The sequence below is a fragment of the Actinomadura parmotrematis genome, from assembly GCF_019458805.1.
GTDB lineage: Bacteria > Actinomycetota > Actinomycetes > Streptosporangiales > Streptosporangiaceae > Spirillospora > Spirillospora parmotrematis.
The window spans coordinates 297,297-310,888 of the sequence record NZ_JAIBOA010000002.1 but is presented as its reverse complement, the minus strand read 5'-3'; the positions used below and the strand labels follow the sequence as shown (position 1 = coordinate 310,888).

Here is a 13,592-nt window from a genome sequence, read left to right as displayed (position 1 = left end):
CCTTGGCCGCCGGCGAGGACCGCAGCGCCGCCCGCACCGGGGACGACCCCGGCGCGGGCGGTGGCGCGCGCCGCAACGCGCTGACCAGCCGGGCCGCCATCCTCGCGGTGGTGATGTGCGCGATCGCGCTCAGCCTGGCCTACCCGGTGCGCGAGTACATCGCGCAGCGCCAGGAGATCGCCGACCTGCAGCACAAGCAGGCGGTCGCCCGCGAGCAGGTCGACGAGCTCGCCCAGCACAAGCGGCGGCTCTCCGACCGGTCCTACATCGAGCGGGAGGCGAGGCGCCGGCTGCACTACTGCATGCCGGACGAGAAGTGCTACATCGTCCTGGACGGCGGCGACGGCACCGGCCGCACGCCCGCCGCGGGCGGCCCGGCGAACAGGCCGCCCTGGTACGAGACGCTGTGGCGGTCGGTGGAGACCGCGGACCGGGACCGCTGACCGCCCGCGCGGGGAGACGGAACACATGATCGACGAACGCGACGAGGCCGCCGTGGCGGCCCAGCTCGGCCGCGAGCCGCGCGGCGTCCGGCGGGTGGCGTACCGCTGCCCGTGCGGGCTGCCCGCCGTCATCGAGACCGCGCCCCGGCTGCCCGACGGCACGCCGTTCCCGACGCTGTACTACCTGACCTGCCCGAAGGCGGCGTCGGCGATCGGCACCCTGGAGGGCACCGGGATGATGCGCGGCATGCAGGAGCGGCTCGGCACCGAGCCGGCGCTGAAGGACGCGTACGCCGCCGCCCACGAGGACTACCTGCGCCGCCGCGACGACGCCGCCCGCGAGGACGGCGTCGAGCCGCTGCCCGCCGGCACCCAGAGCGCCGGCGGCATGCCCGAGCGCGTCAAGTGCCTGCACGCGCTCATCGGGCACGAGCTCGCCGTGCCGGGCGCCAACCCGTTCGGCCGCGAGGCCCTGGAGGCGCTGCCCGAGTGGTGGCGGTCCGGCCCGTGCGTGTGCGTTCCCGAACCCGAGGAGGCCCCGTGAGCGACGGCGTGAACGGCGGCGCGGACGGCGTGACCCGGGTCGCCGCGATCGACTGCGGCACCAACTCGGTGCGGCTGCTGGTCGCCGACATCGGCGCCGGCGAGGACGGCGGGACGCTCACCGACGTCGAGCGCCGCATGGAGATCGTCCGGCTCGGCCAGGACGTCGACCGCACCGGGCGCCTCGCGCCCGAGGCGCTGGACCGCACCTTCACCGCGATGCGCGGCTACGCCGACCTCGTCGCCCGGCGCGGCGCGGAGGTCGGCCGCGACCTGAAGATCCGGGTGGTGGCGACCAGCGCCACCCGCGACGCCGAGAACCGGGCCGACTTCGTCAGCGGCGTGGTGGACATCTTCGGCGTGGTGCCCGAGGTCGTGTCCGGCGAGGAGGAGGCGCGGCTGTCGTTCCTCGGCGCCACCCGCGAGCTCGCCGCGCTGCGCCCGCCCCGCCCCTACCTGGTGGTGGACATCGGCGGCGGCTCCACCGAGTTCGTCCTCGGCGGCTCGCGCGTCGAGGCGGCCCTGTCGGTCGACATCGGCTGCGTCCGGATGACCGAGCGGCACTTCAAGGACGGCGATCCGCCGTCCCCCGAGCAGATCGCCAGCGCTTCCGCCGACATCGACGACGCGCTCGCGCTCGTGCGCGGCGGCGTCCCGGTCGACGAGGCCCGCACCCTGGTCGGCCTCGCCGGCTCGGTCACCACGGTCGCCGGCATCGCCCAGCGGCTGCCCGCCTACGACTCCGCGCGCATCCACCTGTCACGGATCACCGCGCCGCAGGTCCACGAGGTCACCCGCGGCCTGCTGCACGCCACCCGCGCCGAGCGCGCCGCGATCGGCGTCATGCACCCCGGCCGCGTCGACGTCATCGGCGCGGGCGCCCTGATCCTGGACCGCGTCATGCGCGAGTACGGCTTCGGCGCCGTCGTCGTCAGCGAGCACGACATCCTCGACGGCATCGCCTGGTCCCTCGTCTGACGGAGGTCCCGGCCCCCGTCAGCGCTGCTTGAGGAGGGCGATCAGGGCCGGGATCAGGACGGCGTTGGGGTTCTGCTGCGGCACGTAGAGGACGGGGTTGGCGCTGCTGGACTGCTGGATCCAGACCCGGCCGCCCTCCATCCGCGCCCCCGAGATCGCCGACCAGCTCAGCGACACCCGGTTGCCGCGCACGCCGCCGGGATGGACGGTGAGGCCCTGCGCGACGTCCACCGACTCGCCCCGGCGGACCTCGGCGGCGAGCTCGGTGACGAGCCGCTGCTCGGCGTTCACCCGGCAGAGCTCGACGAGCCGCCGCCACACCTGCTCGGCGTCGACGCCGCGGCCCGCCGGGTCGACGAGGTCGGCCGAGTCGGTGACGATCTCCAGGCGCGGGCCGCCGTGGAAGGGGTGCCGGCCGACCTGGAACATCCAGCTCGTCCCCGGCCGCTGCCCGAACCCGGCGGGCACGGCCGCCGCCCAGTAGGCGACCCACTCCACGTGCGCCCAGGGCATGGCGGCGTTGCCGTAGGCGAGCCGGTGCGCGTCGGCGTGCAGGCTGAGGCCCCGCACGGTGACCGAGAGCGGCGCGGTGCCGCCCGGCTGCCCCCAGCCCTGCTGCGGCAGGGGCTGCTGCTGGGGCGGCGGCTGCACCGCCTGCTGCGGGACCTGCTCGGGCCGCGCGGGGCCGGACGGCTGGGGGTTGAGGTGCTGCGTCCAGCTCTGCCCGTCCCACCAGCGCATGCTTCCGCTGCCATAGGGATCCGCGTACCAGCCCGGCTGGGTCAAGACATGCCTCCGCATCGCACGGCCCGCCGGACGCCCCGCCCTCCCCGAATCCCGGCGAACCGCATCGTAGCGATACGCATGGTCATATAGGAGTCTTTGCCGGGTAATACGTGTTGCGGTGCGCCGCCCGGCGCCGTCCGGACGCGGCGCGCTCTGGCAGGATCGGTCCATGACCACCGGCAACGCTCCCTACGTGCCGCCCGGGACGGGCTGGCCGGAGGACCCGGCCACGCCCGCGACGCCCGTCGCGCACGACGCGGCCGAGGTGCGCGACCTCGCCGCGGGCGCGGACGGCCTGCCCGAGCTCTGCGCCCGCCAGTCGGTCTGCCGCGCCTGCGACCGGCTGGTCGCCTGGCGGGAGCGGGTCGCGGTGGAGCGCCGCCGCGCCTTCGCCGCCGAGGAGTACTGGGGCCGCCCGGTCGCCGGCTGGGGCGACGGCGCCCCCGCCGTCATGATCGTCGGGCTGGCGCCGGCCGCGCACGGCGGCAACCGCACCGGCCGCATCTTCACCGGCGACCGGTCGGGCGACTGGCTGTTCGCCTCGCTGCACCGGACCGGCCTCGCCGCCCTGCCGACCAGCGAGCGGGCGGGCGACGGGCAGCGGCTGCTCGGCGCCCGGATGGCCGCGACGGTGCGGTGCGCGCCGCCCGGCAACAAGCCGACGCCCGCCGAGCGCGACGCCTGCCTGCCCTGGCTGGCCCGCGAGATCGCCGCGATCGTCCCGCACGTGCGCTGCTACGTGGTGCTCGGCGGGTTCGGCTGGCAGGGCCTCTGGCCCGCGCTGCGGCAGGCCGGGTACGCGCTGCCGCGCCCGCGCCCGAAGTTCGGGCACGGTGTGGAGGTGGAGGTCGGGACGCCGCCCGGCGGCCCGGACGGGCCGGTCACGGTGCTCGGCTGCTACCACCCGAGCCAGCAGAACACCTTCACCGGCCGGGTCACCGCCGCGATGCTCGACGGCGTCCTCGCGCGGGCCCGCGAGCTCGGCGGCCTGCCCGCACCGGCGGCGGGGCAGGGCCCGGCCTAACGGAGAGGGCGGCGGCCGACCCCCCGCTGGTCGACATCGCCGCCCTACCCGTTCGGGCCCCCGTCCGGCCCTGTCCCGCCACCCCTCTGGCGGTACATCTGGTGAGATGCCGCCCGGGGTTCGCGGGTTCGGACGGTTCCGGGATTTTTTCGTGACGCGTTCCGCACCGGCCATGTGTCAAGGAACGCCATATGGGGGTATCGCAGGCACCATGCCCCCTAACAGCCCGTCCTCCAGCGCCCCGGCCCCCGAACACATCGTCATCATCGGCGGCGGCTACGTCGGCATGTACACCGCCCTGCGGCTCCAGCGGAAGCTGCGGAGCGAGCTGAAACGCGGCGAGGTCGTCGTCACCGTCATCGACCCCCAGTCCTACATGACCTACCAGCCGTTCCTGCCGGAGGCCGCGGCGGGCAACCTGGAGCCGCGGCACGTGGTGGCGCCGCTCCGCAAGGTGCTGAAGCGCTGCCGGGTGCTGAACGGCTACGTGACGCGCATCGAGCATGCCACGAAGACGCTCTCGTACGTGCCGGCCGGCGCCGACCCCGACGACGAGGCGGAGCTGCGGACCCTCACCTACGACCGCGTCGTCGTCGCCCTCGGGTCGATCTCGCGGCTGCTGCCGATCCCCGGCCTCGGCGGCTGCGGCATCGGGTTCAAGACCGTCGAAGAGGCGATCTTCCTGCGCAACCACATCCTGCACCAGCTCGACATCGCCGCCTCCAACGACGATCCGCAAGTCCGCCGGCGAGCGCTCACCTTCGTGTTCGTCGGCGGCGGCTTCGCCGGCGTGGAGGCGCTCGCCGAGCTGGAGGACATGGCCCGCGACGCGCTCCGCTGGTATCCCGGCGTCGACCCCGGCGACATGCGCTGGATGATGGTCGAGGCGGCGAACCGCATCCTGCCCGAGGTCGGGCCGAAGATGGGCGAGTGGACCGTCGAGGCGCTCCGCAAGCGCGGCATCGAGATCAAGCTGGAGACGATGCTGAAGTCCGCCGAGGGCGGCCGCATCGTGCTGAGCGACGGCGAGGAGTTCGACGCCGCCACGCTCGTCTGGACCGCCGGCGTCAAGCCGCACCCGGTGGTGAAGAACAGCGACCTGCCGCTGGACGACAAGGGCCGTATCAAGGCGACCGCCGAGCTCGTCGTCGAGGGCACCGAGGGCGTCTACACCGCGGGCGACAACGCGCGCGTCCCCGACCTGTCCGGCGAGGGCGAGTTCACCGCGCCGAACGCCCAGCACGCCGTCCGGCAGGCCAAGCGCCTCGGCGACAACATCGTCGCCGACCTGCGCGGCAAGGACCGCAAGGCCTACGAGCACGCCTACGTCGGCTCGGTCGCCGGCCTCGGCCTGCACAAGGGCGTCGCGAACGTCTACGGCGTGAAACTGCGGGGCCTGCCCGCCTGGTTCATGCACCGGACCTACCATCTGTCACGGATGCCCACGCTGAACCGTAAGCTGCGCATCACGGCCGACTGGACGCTCGCGCTCTTCTTCCGGCGCGAGATCGTGTCGCTCGCCGAGATCGAGCGGCCGCGCGAGGAGTTCGAGCTGGCCGCCAGGGAGTAGCTCCAGGAGAGGGAGGCGGACGCATGCACGACGGGGTCGCCTCCAGGTTGGCGCCGCTGCTCGGCCGCATCCTGCTCGGCGACGAGCGGGACGCGGCCGCCGAGCTGCCGGTCCGGGTCCGCGCCTGGGACGGCAGCGAGATCGGGCCGGCGGGCGCGCCCGCGTTCGTCATCGGCCACCGGCGCGCGCTCCGCCGGCTGCTGTGGAAGCCCGGCGAGATCGGCCTGGCCCGCGCCTACGTGGCGGGCGAGCTCGACATCGAGGGCGACGTGTTCGCCGCGCTCGGCGCGGTGCAGCGGGTGATGCGGAGCGGCGACGAGCCGATCCGGCTGAGCAGCGACGACAAGCGCGAGATCGTCCGGACGGCCGTCACGCTCGGCGCCGTCGGCCCCGAGCCGAAGCCGCCCGCCGAGGAGTTCCCGCCCGGCCGCCGCCAGGAGGGGCGGGCGGGGCCGCTGGAGCAGTCCGCCGCGTTCTTCGAGCGGCTGCTCGGGGCCGGCCTCGCCCACGGCAGCGGCCTGTGGGACGCCGCCGACGACCTGGCGGGCGCGCAGGCCGCCGCGCTCGACGCCGCCGCGGGCCGGCTCGGCCTGTTCCCCGGCGCCCGGGTGCTCGACCTGAACGCCGGCTGGGGCGCCTTCGCCCGGCACGCCGCCGGGCGCGGCGCCCGCGTCGTCGCGCTCGCCCGCACCGCCGAGCAGGCCGCCCGCCTCGGCACCGTCGAGGGCGTGCAAGCGCGCGCGAGCCGCGACCTGGACGGCGCCGGGAACGGCCCCTACGACGCGATCATCGGGCTGGCGGGGGTGGAGGCGCTGGACCTCGCCGTCCCGCGCCTGTACGACCTGCTCGCCCCCGGCGGGCGGGTGCTGCTCCAGCAGCAGGCCCGGCGGCCGGGCCCGCACCAGGTCCGGCGGACCTTCACCACCAGCTACATGTTCCCCGAGGACGGCGAGCTGCGGCCGCTCGCCGAGCTCGTCGCGACGCTGGAGGACGCCGGGCTGGAGGTGCGCGGCGTCGGCGCGCTCCGCGAGCACCACGCCAGGACGCTGCGGGCCTGGGCGGCGAACCTGCAGCGGCACTGGGCCGAGCTCGCCGAGCTCGCCGGCGCCGGGCGCGCGCGGGTCTGGCTGCTCTACCTCGCCGCGTCCGCGCTCGCGGCCGAAAGCGGTCGCATCGGCGTCCACGAGATCTCCGCGATCCGCCGCGACCGCGACGGCCACGCGGGCGTGACCCTGGTCGAGGGACGCGCGGTGATGAGCCGCTGACTCCCGGCGGCCCGGTCCGGCCACCGCGGAATCGAATATCCATCCGGTGGGGCCGGGCGAACGCGGATATGATGACGCCGCCCCTGTGGCCCAATGGTAGAGGCGGGCTCCCTAAAAGAGCTTCATCGTGTCGGTTCGAGTCCGACCAGGGGTACGAGCACCGCGCTGACTCACGGCGGCCGATGACCGGCCCATGGCGCAGGTCGGCCCCCGCACCGGCTCGATCGGCGCGGGGGCTGATCTGTCACGGGGTCTCGGCGCCAGAGTCGGGGACGCGCAGCGTGCCGACCGCGGGGACGATCCGTTGGCGGGACCCCGCCACGTCGTGGCGGCCGCCCGGCGCGTCCGGGACGCGCGGCGGCGGGTGGAGCGGGAAGGTCAGTAGTGGCGGGCGCGGCGGGCGCGCTCGTGCTCGCGCACGAGGGCCGCGGCGTAGCCGTGGGAGAGGCCGTGCTCGTCGGCGAGCCAGTTGCTGCGCTCCTCGCAGCGCACGAACGACGGGCCGTTCTCGATCGTGGAGAACCACTCGGGGAGAGCCCGTCCGGTGACGAGCGGGATGCGGGCGATCAGCTTGCTGTGCGTGTCCGGCGAGTGGCTCAGTGACATTGGCACCTCCAGGTCCCGGGGCTCTTCCTGCCGACTCTGCACCAGCTCACCGCACGTGACAAGGCCCCAACGGTCTCCTATCCCCAGGGTTACGAAGATCCCTTTTGGGGGGATCGATCGTTTCCGAAAACCGGACCGGCCCGGCCCCGCGCCGCGAGGGCGGGGGACCGGGCCGGCGGGAGAGCGCGGGACGGGCGTCAGCTGAGGCGCTCCAGCACCATCGCCATGCCCTGGCCGCCGCCGACGCACATGGTCTCCAGGCCGAACTGCTTGTCGTGGAACTTCAGGCTGTTCAGCAGCGTGGAGGTGATGCGGGCGCCGGTCATGCCGAACGGGTGGCCGACCGCGATCGCGCCGCCGTTGACGTTGAGCTTGTCGATGTCGATGCCGAGGTCCTCGGCGGACGGCAGGACCTGCGCGGCGAACGCCTCGTTGATCTCCACCAGGTCGATGTCGTCGATGGTCAGGCCGGCCAGCGCGAGCGCCTTGCGGGACGCCTCCACCGGGCCGAGGCCCATGATCTCGGGGGACAGGCCGGACACGCCGGTCGACACGATCCGCGCGAGCGGGGTGATGCCGAGCTCGGCGGCCTTGGTGTCGCTCATGACGACCACGGCGGCGGCGCCGTCGTTCAGCGGGCAGCAGTTGCCCGCGGTGACCGTGCCGTCGGGCCGGAACACCGGCTGCAGCTGGGAGATCTTCTCGTAGGTGGTGCCGGCGCGCGGGCCGTCGTCCTTGCTCGCGGTGGAGCCGTCGGGCAGCAGCACCGGGGTGATGTCGCTCTCCCAGAACCCGTTGGCGAGGGCCTTCTCGGCCAGGTTCTGCGAGCGGACGCCGAACTCGTCCTGCGCCTGGCGGGACACCCCGCGCAGCCCGGCGACGTTCTCGGCGGTCTGCCCCATCGCGATGTAGACGTCGGGGACGTCGCCGTCCTCGCGCGGGTCGTGCCAGACGCCCGCGCCGCCCTCGGCGGTCTTGGCGGTGCGCGCCTGCGCGTCGCCGAACACCGGGTTCTGGGTGTCGGGCAGGCCGTCGCTGGAGCCCTTGGCGAAGCGGCTCACCGTCTCCACGCCCGCGGACACGATCACGTCGGCCTCGCCGGCGCGGATCGCGTGCAGCGCCATCCGGGTGGTCTGCAGCGAGGAGGAGCAGTAGCGGGTGATGGTCGCGCCGGGCACCTGGTCCCAGCCGAGCTCGACGGCGACGACGCGGCCCATGTTGTAGCCCTGCTCGCCGCCGGGCAGGCCGCAGCCGAGCAGCAGGTCGTCGATGTGGTCGGCGGTGAGCTGCGGCACCTTGGCCATGGCCGCGGTCACCATCTGCGCGGTGAGGTCGTCGGGCCGGATGTCCTTCAGCGACCCCTTGAAAGCGCGGCCGATCGGGGAACGCGCGGTCGCGACGATGACTGCCTCGGGCATGGGTGGGACTCCCTTGATGGCTGGTACGACTGCTACGGGCTGGTGCGGCTCCTGCGGTGCCGTTCGACCGCCGGCGGCGGGCCTTGTTACCCGCCGGTCACATGCAATGTAGCCGCTGCGGGCCGGGCCCGTACATGCCGGGGCCCCGGTCCGCCGCGCGCCGCGGCCACGAGGTGGCGCGTCACAGCCCGTACATGCCCGGCGCTGTGCCCCGCGCGTCCTTCAGCGCGTGCAGGACGCCGCGCTCGTCCCGCCAGACCCGCCAGCCGTCCACCGCGCCGGTGTACCAGGCGGGCGGCGCCCCCGGCTCGGCGATCTTGCGGCCGGAGGCCAGGTCGTAGGCGCACAGCGGGGCGATCGGGAAGAACCCCCGGTGCCCGGTGATCTTCAGTTCGGGCGGCGTCATCGTGCAGAACGACCAGGCCGGGCCGTCCTTGACCGGCACCCGCGCGCCGTCGCGCAGCCGGTAGGCGACGCCGCCGGGGGCGTCGCGGACCAGGAACGCCAGCCGCGACAGGTCGGCCGGGAACGCCAGCCACCAGGCGGCCTTCGGCGCCCGGTCCGCGCCGAGCGCCGCCAGGGTGCGGCCGGTGGCCGGGTCGAGCTGCTCGAACCCGCCGTACCCGCCGGCCGCCGTCACCTGCCGGGTGACCAGCGCGACCGCCGGGCTCGCGCTCGGGTAGACGCGGAGCAGCCGCTTGCGCTTCCACACCGGCCGGCCGTCGCTCATCCGCAGCCCGAAGAACCCGAACGCCGACAGGCGGCCGCCCTTGGCCGCCCGGTAGGGCGCCAGGTAGCCGACCAGGGTGCCGCCGGACGCGCCGAACGTCCAGCCGCCCGACAGGTTCACGCCCTTCCCGACGACCTTCTCCACCGGCACCGTCCACAGCGTCCTGCCGGTGCGCAGCGCGCGCGCCTCCAGCGTCGGATGCCGGGCGAGCCGGAACACCACGGCGCGGGAGGCGTCGGCGGACTCGACCTCGGCGATGCCCGGCATCGTCCAGAGGCGCCGGCCGGTCGCCGGGTCGAGCGCGACGAACCGGGCGCTCTTGCGGGCCGTGTCCTCCGACAGGCAGAGCAGGTCGCCGCACCGCACCGGGCCGAACGTCGTGTCGACCGGCCGCGTCCACCGCTGCGCGCCGCTGCGCGCGTCGCGGGCGACGAGCGTGGCCTTGGCGGCGCCGGTCCGCTGCGGCTCCAGCGCCACGACGGCCGCGCCCGTCCCGCTCCCGGCGACGGCCGGCGGCTGGACGCCCATGCCGGTGAGGCGGCCCGCCATCGTCGCCGGGCGCGTCCAGAGGCGCCGGCCGCCCGCCAGGTCGAACACGGCGGTCTCCAGCGCGCCGTCGGGGCGCAGGCCGGTGACGGCGGCGACACCGGCGCCCGTCACGGGCCGGGCGACCACGTTGACGCCGGCGGCGCTCCAGCCCTGGGCGGCGCGCGCCCCGCTGTCGCCCCCGCCGCCGGAGCAGGCGGCCGCCGCCACGGAAAGAACGGACAGGGCGACGCAAAGTGACGATCGAGGGGCGTGCGGAGCCATGGGAGATCTCCCGGGGTCGGCGGATCCTGCCGCCGGCCCGGCCGCTGGAGGGCACGGGGGGCAGGAGGGCGTGCGGGGACGGCGCCCGCCCCCTGCGTCACGTACCGTAACAGAGGGAATACGGTGAAGTGGGCAGTTCGCCGAAGACCGCTAGGCGGCGCCGGGCGCCGCACCGGACGCGGCGTCCGGGACGTCCGCGACGGCCCCGGCGAGACGCGGCTGGCGTCCCGGGACGCCCCGTGGCCTGCGCAGCAGCGTCGCCCACCGGCCCCGCCGGCCGCTCTCGCGGCCCGCGACGCGCGCCCCGGCGACCTCGGTACCGGGCCTCTCCACGGCCTCGGCGGCCGCCAGGTAGACGGGCAGGACGCCGCCCCCGGGCGCCCGCCGCGCCGGCGGCAGGTGCTCGACCTCGTCGTGGTCGTGGTCGGGATCCAGGCCGAGCGCGATCGCCATCGACGGCAGCACCGCCATCGCCGCGGCGGCGTAGCCCCGCGCGGACGGGTGGTAGCGGTCGGCGCTGAACATCTCGACGGGCGCGGCGGCGAACTCGCGGCCGAGCAGGTCGCCGAGCGACACCGACCGGCCCCCGTTCTCCACCACCGCGATCGTCTGCGCGGCGGCGAGCTGGCGGCTCGCCCGCTGCGCGATCCAGCGGAGCGGCTGCATCACCGGCTTCACCGACCCGAGATCGGGGCAGGTCCCGACGACGACCTGGCAGCCGGCCTCCCGCAGGCGCCGCACCGCGTCCCCGAGGTGGCGGACCGACTCGCCCGCCGGGACGCGGCCCGTCACGTCATTGGCGCCGATCATGATGACGGCCACGTCCGGCACCGCCTCCAGCGCCCGCCCCGTCTGCCCCTCCAGCGCCGCCGACCGGGAGCCCGACACCGCCACGTTGGTGAGCCGGACGGGCCGCCCGGCGATCGACGACAGGCCCGCGGCCAGCATCGCGGCCGGCGTCTCGTCGGGGACCTGCACGCCCAGCCCGGCGGCGGTCGAGTCGCCCAGCATCGCGAACGACAGCGGCGCGCCCGGCAGCCCGAGCCCGTAGACGCCGTCGGCGACCGGCGGCGACCCGCTCGGCGTCCCCTGGATGATCTTGCGGGCGAGTTTCGCCTCGGCGACCACGAGTGCGAACGTCATCCCGCCGAGGGCGGTGATCCCGCCGCCCCCGACCGCGGCCGCCGCGGCGATCCGCCGCGCCGTCAGTGCCCTCAGCATGATCGACCACCCTTCGTCGTCGGCCAGGTCGAACGCCCCCGTCGAGGTGTTGATGCCCGCTAGCGAGGTTCTCGGCTACCGTCGAAACTGGAATCTATCCGAAGGCACATCCCCGACCGGGTTGACACACACCGCCTGAACGGGGATGTAACACGAACAGAACCGACAAGGACGTCGCGTGCAGGTACACGATTCGCTCGTCGAGCTGATGGGCAACACGCCGCTCGTGCGGTTGCGCAAGGTCAGCGCGGGCGTGCAGCCCCAGGTCCTGGCCAAGGTGGAGTACTTCAACCCGGGCGGATCGGTCAAGGACCGCATCGCGATCCGGATGATCGACGCCGCGGAGGAGTCCGGCGCGCTCGTGCCCGGCGGCACGATCGTCGAGCCGACCTCCGGCAACACCGGCGTCGGCCTCGCCATCGTCGCCCAGGAGCGCGGCTACCGCTGCGTCTTCGTGTGCCCCGACAAGGTCGCCAAGGACAAGATCGACGTCCTGCGCGCCTACGGCGCCGAGGTCGTCGTCTGCCCGACGGCCGTCTCGCCCGACCACCCCGACAGCTACTACTCGGTGTCGGACCGGCTCGCCCGCGAGACCCCGAACGCCTGGAAGCCCGACCAGTACACCAACCGGAACAACCCGCGGTCGCACTACGAGACGACCGGCCCGGAGATCTGGGCGCAGACCGAGGGCCGCATCACCCACTTCGTCGCGGGCATCGGCACCGGCGGCACCATCAGCGGCACCGGCCGCTACCTCAAGGAGGTCTCCGGCGGCCGCGTCAAGATCATCGGCGCGGATCCCGAGGGCTCGGTCTACTCCGGCGGCACCGGCCGCCCCTACCTCACCGAGGGCGTCGGCGAGGACATCTGGCCGGAGACCTACGACCGGGACATCTGCGACGAGGTCGTCGCGGTCTCCGACAAGGACTCCTTCGTCATGACCCGCCGCCTGGCCCGCGAGGACGCCCTCCTCGTCGGCGGCTCCTGCGGCATGGCGGTCGTCGCGGCCCTCCGCGTCGCCGCGACCGCGCCGGACGACGCCGTCATCGTCGTCCTGCTGCCCGACGGCGGCCGCGGCTACCTCTCCAAGATCTTCAACGACGAGTGGATGGTCCAGCACGGCTTCGGCGAGCAGCCGACGACCGAGGCCGCCGTCCGCGACGTCCTGGCCCGCAAGACCGCCGGGTCCTCGGAGCTGCTGCCGAACTTCGTGCACATGCACCCGACCGAGACCGTCGGCGCGGCGGTGAAGGTGCTGAAGGAGTTCGGCGTCTCCCAGATGCCCGTCGTCTCGCCGGGCGCCGGCCACCCCGACGTCATGATCGGCGAGGTGATCGGCTCGGTCGAGGAGCGCGACCTGCTCCGCGCCCTGTACGCCGACCAGGCGGGCGCCGACGACCCGCTGGAGCGCCACCTGAGCCCGCCGCTGCCGGTCGTCGGCTCCGGCGAGCCGGTCTCCCAGCTCATGTCGGCCCTGGAGGGCCGCGACGCCGCCGTCGTCCTCGTCGACGGCAAGCCCGCCGGCATCGTCACCCGCCAGGACCTCCTCACCTACCTCGCCGACACCGACGCCTGACCCGCCACCCGTTGAGATGCGGCGTGTTGGGCACTTCGAAGATCGAAAGTGCCCAACACGCCGCATCTCAACTTCCACCGACCACCCGGTCACTGCCCACTCCGGGCGCTCACACCTCGACGACGACGAAAACCGTCTTGCCGCACGCGGCGCGACGGACACCGAACTCGACGCTGAGCGCCTTCACGATCCCCAACCCCCAGCCACCGGGGTCCTCCCCGGCCACCAGGACGGGCGCATGACCGGCGGCCAGAACGCGCCGCTGCTCGGGCACCCCCGGCGCGTCATCGCGCACGCTGATCCGCAAACGGTCGGCGGACAACAGAAGCCGAAGCCCGATCTCCACATCGCCGCCCCGCCCGGCCTCCACCGCGTTGTTCAGCAGTTCCGCGACCACCAGCAGCGCATCACCGCGCCGCGCGTCGTCGAGCCCGCGCTCCAGCAACCAGCCCTTGACCACTTGTCGTATCGCGGGCACCTGAGCCCTGCCGGCGCGCATTTCGATCACCAGCTCCAGCACCGGCCGGGCGAGACGGGCGACATCTGCCATCACGAGATCACATCCAGAGAGATGGAGGAGAACGTGTGGCCAGGATGTCCTCACACGGCGTACCGTGTCGAT

General features: G+C 74.5%; 13 protein-coding genes and 1 tRNA gene. 8 read left to right on the top strand and 6 right to left on the bottom strand.

Annotated features, from left to right (window positions below):
* Positions 1-2: 2 nt before the first annotated feature.
* Genes K1Y72_RS04270 through K1Y72_RS04260 form a run of 3 tightly spaced genes read left to right on the top strand, consistent with a single transcriptional unit; the run spans position 3 to position 1,964 of the window.
* Positions 3-443 (top strand): FtsB family cell division protein, encoded by a 441-nt coding sequence (locus K1Y72_RS04270; RefSeq protein ID WP_258571876.1) that lies wholly within the window; start codon positions 3-5, stop codon positions 441-443.
* A 25-nt stretch (positions 444-468) separates the two neighbouring features.
* Positions 469-987 carry a DUF501 domain-containing protein gene (locus tag K1Y72_RS04265; RefSeq protein ID WP_220163383.1) on the top strand — a complete coding sequence of 173 codons (519 nt, stop codon included), beginning with the start codon at positions 469-471 and terminating at the stop codon, positions 985-987.
* Between the two features lie 29 nt (positions 988-1,016).
* Positions 1,017-1,964, top strand: a complete 948-nt coding sequence (locus K1Y72_RS04260) for a Ppx/GppA phosphatase family protein (protein ID WP_220163650.1) — start codon at positions 1,017-1,019, stop codon at positions 1,962-1,964.
* A gap of 18 nt (positions 1,965-1,982) precedes the next feature.
* Here the strand turns inward: K1Y72_RS04260 and K1Y72_RS04255 are convergent, their stop codons facing one another.
* The gene (locus K1Y72_RS04255; protein ID WP_258571875.1) at positions 1,983-2,765 is read right to left on the bottom strand and encodes a DUF2510 domain-containing protein; all 783 of its coding nucleotides are present in this window, start codon (positions 2,763-2,765) and stop codon (positions 1,983-1,985) included.
* A 154-nt stretch (positions 2,766-2,919) separates the two neighbouring features.
* On the opposite strand from K1Y72_RS04255, the gene K1Y72_RS04250 reads away from it, so the two are divergent.
* The 4 genes from K1Y72_RS04250 to K1Y72_RS04235 all read left to right on the top strand — a co-directional run bounded on the left by K1Y72_RS04250 (position 2,920) and on the right by K1Y72_RS04235 (position 6,763).
* The gene (locus K1Y72_RS04250; protein ID WP_220163381.1) at positions 2,920-3,774 is read left to right on the top strand and encodes a uracil-DNA glycosylase; all 855 of its coding nucleotides are present in this window, start codon (positions 2,920-2,922) and stop codon (positions 3,772-3,774) included.
* A 211-nt stretch (positions 3,775-3,985) separates the two neighbouring features.
* A complete protein-coding gene (locus tag K1Y72_RS04245; protein ID WP_220163379.1) occupies positions 3,986-5,344 on the top strand; it encodes an NAD(P)/FAD-dependent oxidoreductase in 1,359 nt (452 codons plus the stop codon).
* Positions 5,345-5,367: 23 nt separating this feature from the next.
* Positions 5,368-6,609: a class I SAM-dependent methyltransferase gene (locus K1Y72_RS04240; RefSeq protein ID WP_220163377.1), complete on the top strand. Its 1,242-nt coding sequence runs from the start codon at positions 5,368-5,370 to the stop codon at positions 6,607-6,609.
* Between the two features lie 79 nt (positions 6,610-6,688).
* Positions 6,689-6,763, top strand: a tRNA-Leu gene (locus tag K1Y72_RS04235).
* Between the two features lie 224 nt (positions 6,764-6,987).
* Here the strand turns inward: K1Y72_RS04235 and K1Y72_RS04230 are convergent.
* The 4 genes from K1Y72_RS04230 to K1Y72_RS04215 all read right to left on the bottom strand — a co-directional run bounded on the left by K1Y72_RS04230 (position 6,988) and on the right by K1Y72_RS04215 (position 11,394).
* Positions 6,988-7,215, bottom strand: coding sequence for a DUF4287 domain-containing protein (locus K1Y72_RS04230; RefSeq protein ID WP_220163375.1), 228 nt, complete (start codon positions 7,213-7,215; stop codon positions 6,988-6,990).
* A 197-nt stretch (positions 7,216-7,412) separates the two neighbouring features.
* On the bottom strand, positions 7,413-8,633 hold the full coding sequence (locus tag K1Y72_RS04225) for an acetyl-CoA C-acetyltransferase (protein ID WP_220163373.1): 1,221 nt from the start codon (positions 8,631-8,633) through the stop codon (positions 7,413-7,415).
* A 181-nt stretch (positions 8,634-8,814) separates the two neighbouring features.
* Entirely contained in the window at positions 8,815-10,119 is a 1,305-nt protein-coding gene (locus K1Y72_RS04220) for an outer membrane protein assembly factor BamB family protein (RefSeq protein WP_308286892.1), read from the bottom strand.
* A gap of 204 nt (positions 10,120-10,323) precedes the next feature.
* Positions 10,324-11,394 (bottom strand): SGNH/GDSL hydrolase family protein, encoded by a 1,071-nt coding sequence (locus K1Y72_RS04215; RefSeq protein ID WP_220163369.1) that lies wholly within the window; start codon positions 11,392-11,394, stop codon positions 10,324-10,326.
* Between the two features lie 178 nt (positions 11,395-11,572).
* Between K1Y72_RS04215 and K1Y72_RS04210 the strand changes: the two genes are divergently transcribed.
* A complete protein-coding gene (locus K1Y72_RS04210; protein ID WP_220163367.1) occupies positions 11,573-12,970 on the top strand; it encodes a cystathionine beta-synthase in 1,398 nt (465 codons plus the stop codon).
* Between the two features lie 109 nt (positions 12,971-13,079).
* Here K1Y72_RS04210 and K1Y72_RS04205 read toward each other — a convergent pair whose 3' ends face one another.
* Positions 13,080-13,520 carry an ATP-binding protein gene (locus tag K1Y72_RS04205; protein ID WP_220163364.1) on the bottom strand — a complete coding sequence of 147 codons (441 nt, stop codon included), beginning with the start codon at positions 13,518-13,520 and terminating at the stop codon, positions 13,080-13,082.
* Positions 13,521-13,592: the final 72 nt, after the last annotated feature.

Excerpts from the sequence above, each read along its gene's own strand:
- K1Y72_RS04265 (WP_220163383.1), top strand. The coding sequence starts at position 469 with ATGATCGACGAACGCGACGAGGCCGCCGTGGCGGCCCAGCTCGGCCGC.
- K1Y72_RS04255 (WP_258571875.1), bottom strand. The coding sequence starts at position 2,765 with ATGCGGAGGCATGTCTTGACCCAGCCGGGCTGGTACGCGGATCCCTAT.
- K1Y72_RS04250 (WP_220163381.1), top strand. The coding sequence starts at position 2,920 with ATGACCACCGGCAACGCTCCCTACGTGCCGCCCGGGACGGGCTGGCCG.
- K1Y72_RS04245 (WP_220163379.1), top strand. The coding sequence starts at position 3,986 with ATGCCCCCTAACAGCCCGTCCTCCAGCGCCCCGGCCCCCGAACACATC.
- K1Y72_RS04240 (WP_220163377.1), top strand. The coding sequence starts at position 5,368 with ATGCACGACGGGGTCGCCTCCAGGTTGGCGCCGCTGCTCGGCCGCATC.
- K1Y72_RS04230 (WP_220163375.1), bottom strand. The coding sequence starts at position 7,215 with ATGTCACTGAGCCACTCGCCGGACACGCACAGCAAGCTGATCGCCCGC.
- K1Y72_RS04225 (WP_220163373.1), bottom strand. The coding sequence starts at position 8,633 with ATGCCCGAGGCAGTCATCGTCGCGACCGCGCGTTCCCCGATCGGCCGC.
- K1Y72_RS04215 (WP_220163369.1), bottom strand. The coding sequence starts at position 11,394 with ATGCTGAGGGCACTGACGGCGCGGCGGATCGCCGCGGCGGCCGCGGTC.
- K1Y72_RS04205 (WP_220163364.1), bottom strand. The coding sequence starts at position 13,520 with ATGGCAGATGTCGCCCGTCTCGCCCGGCCGGTGCTGGAGCTGGTGATC.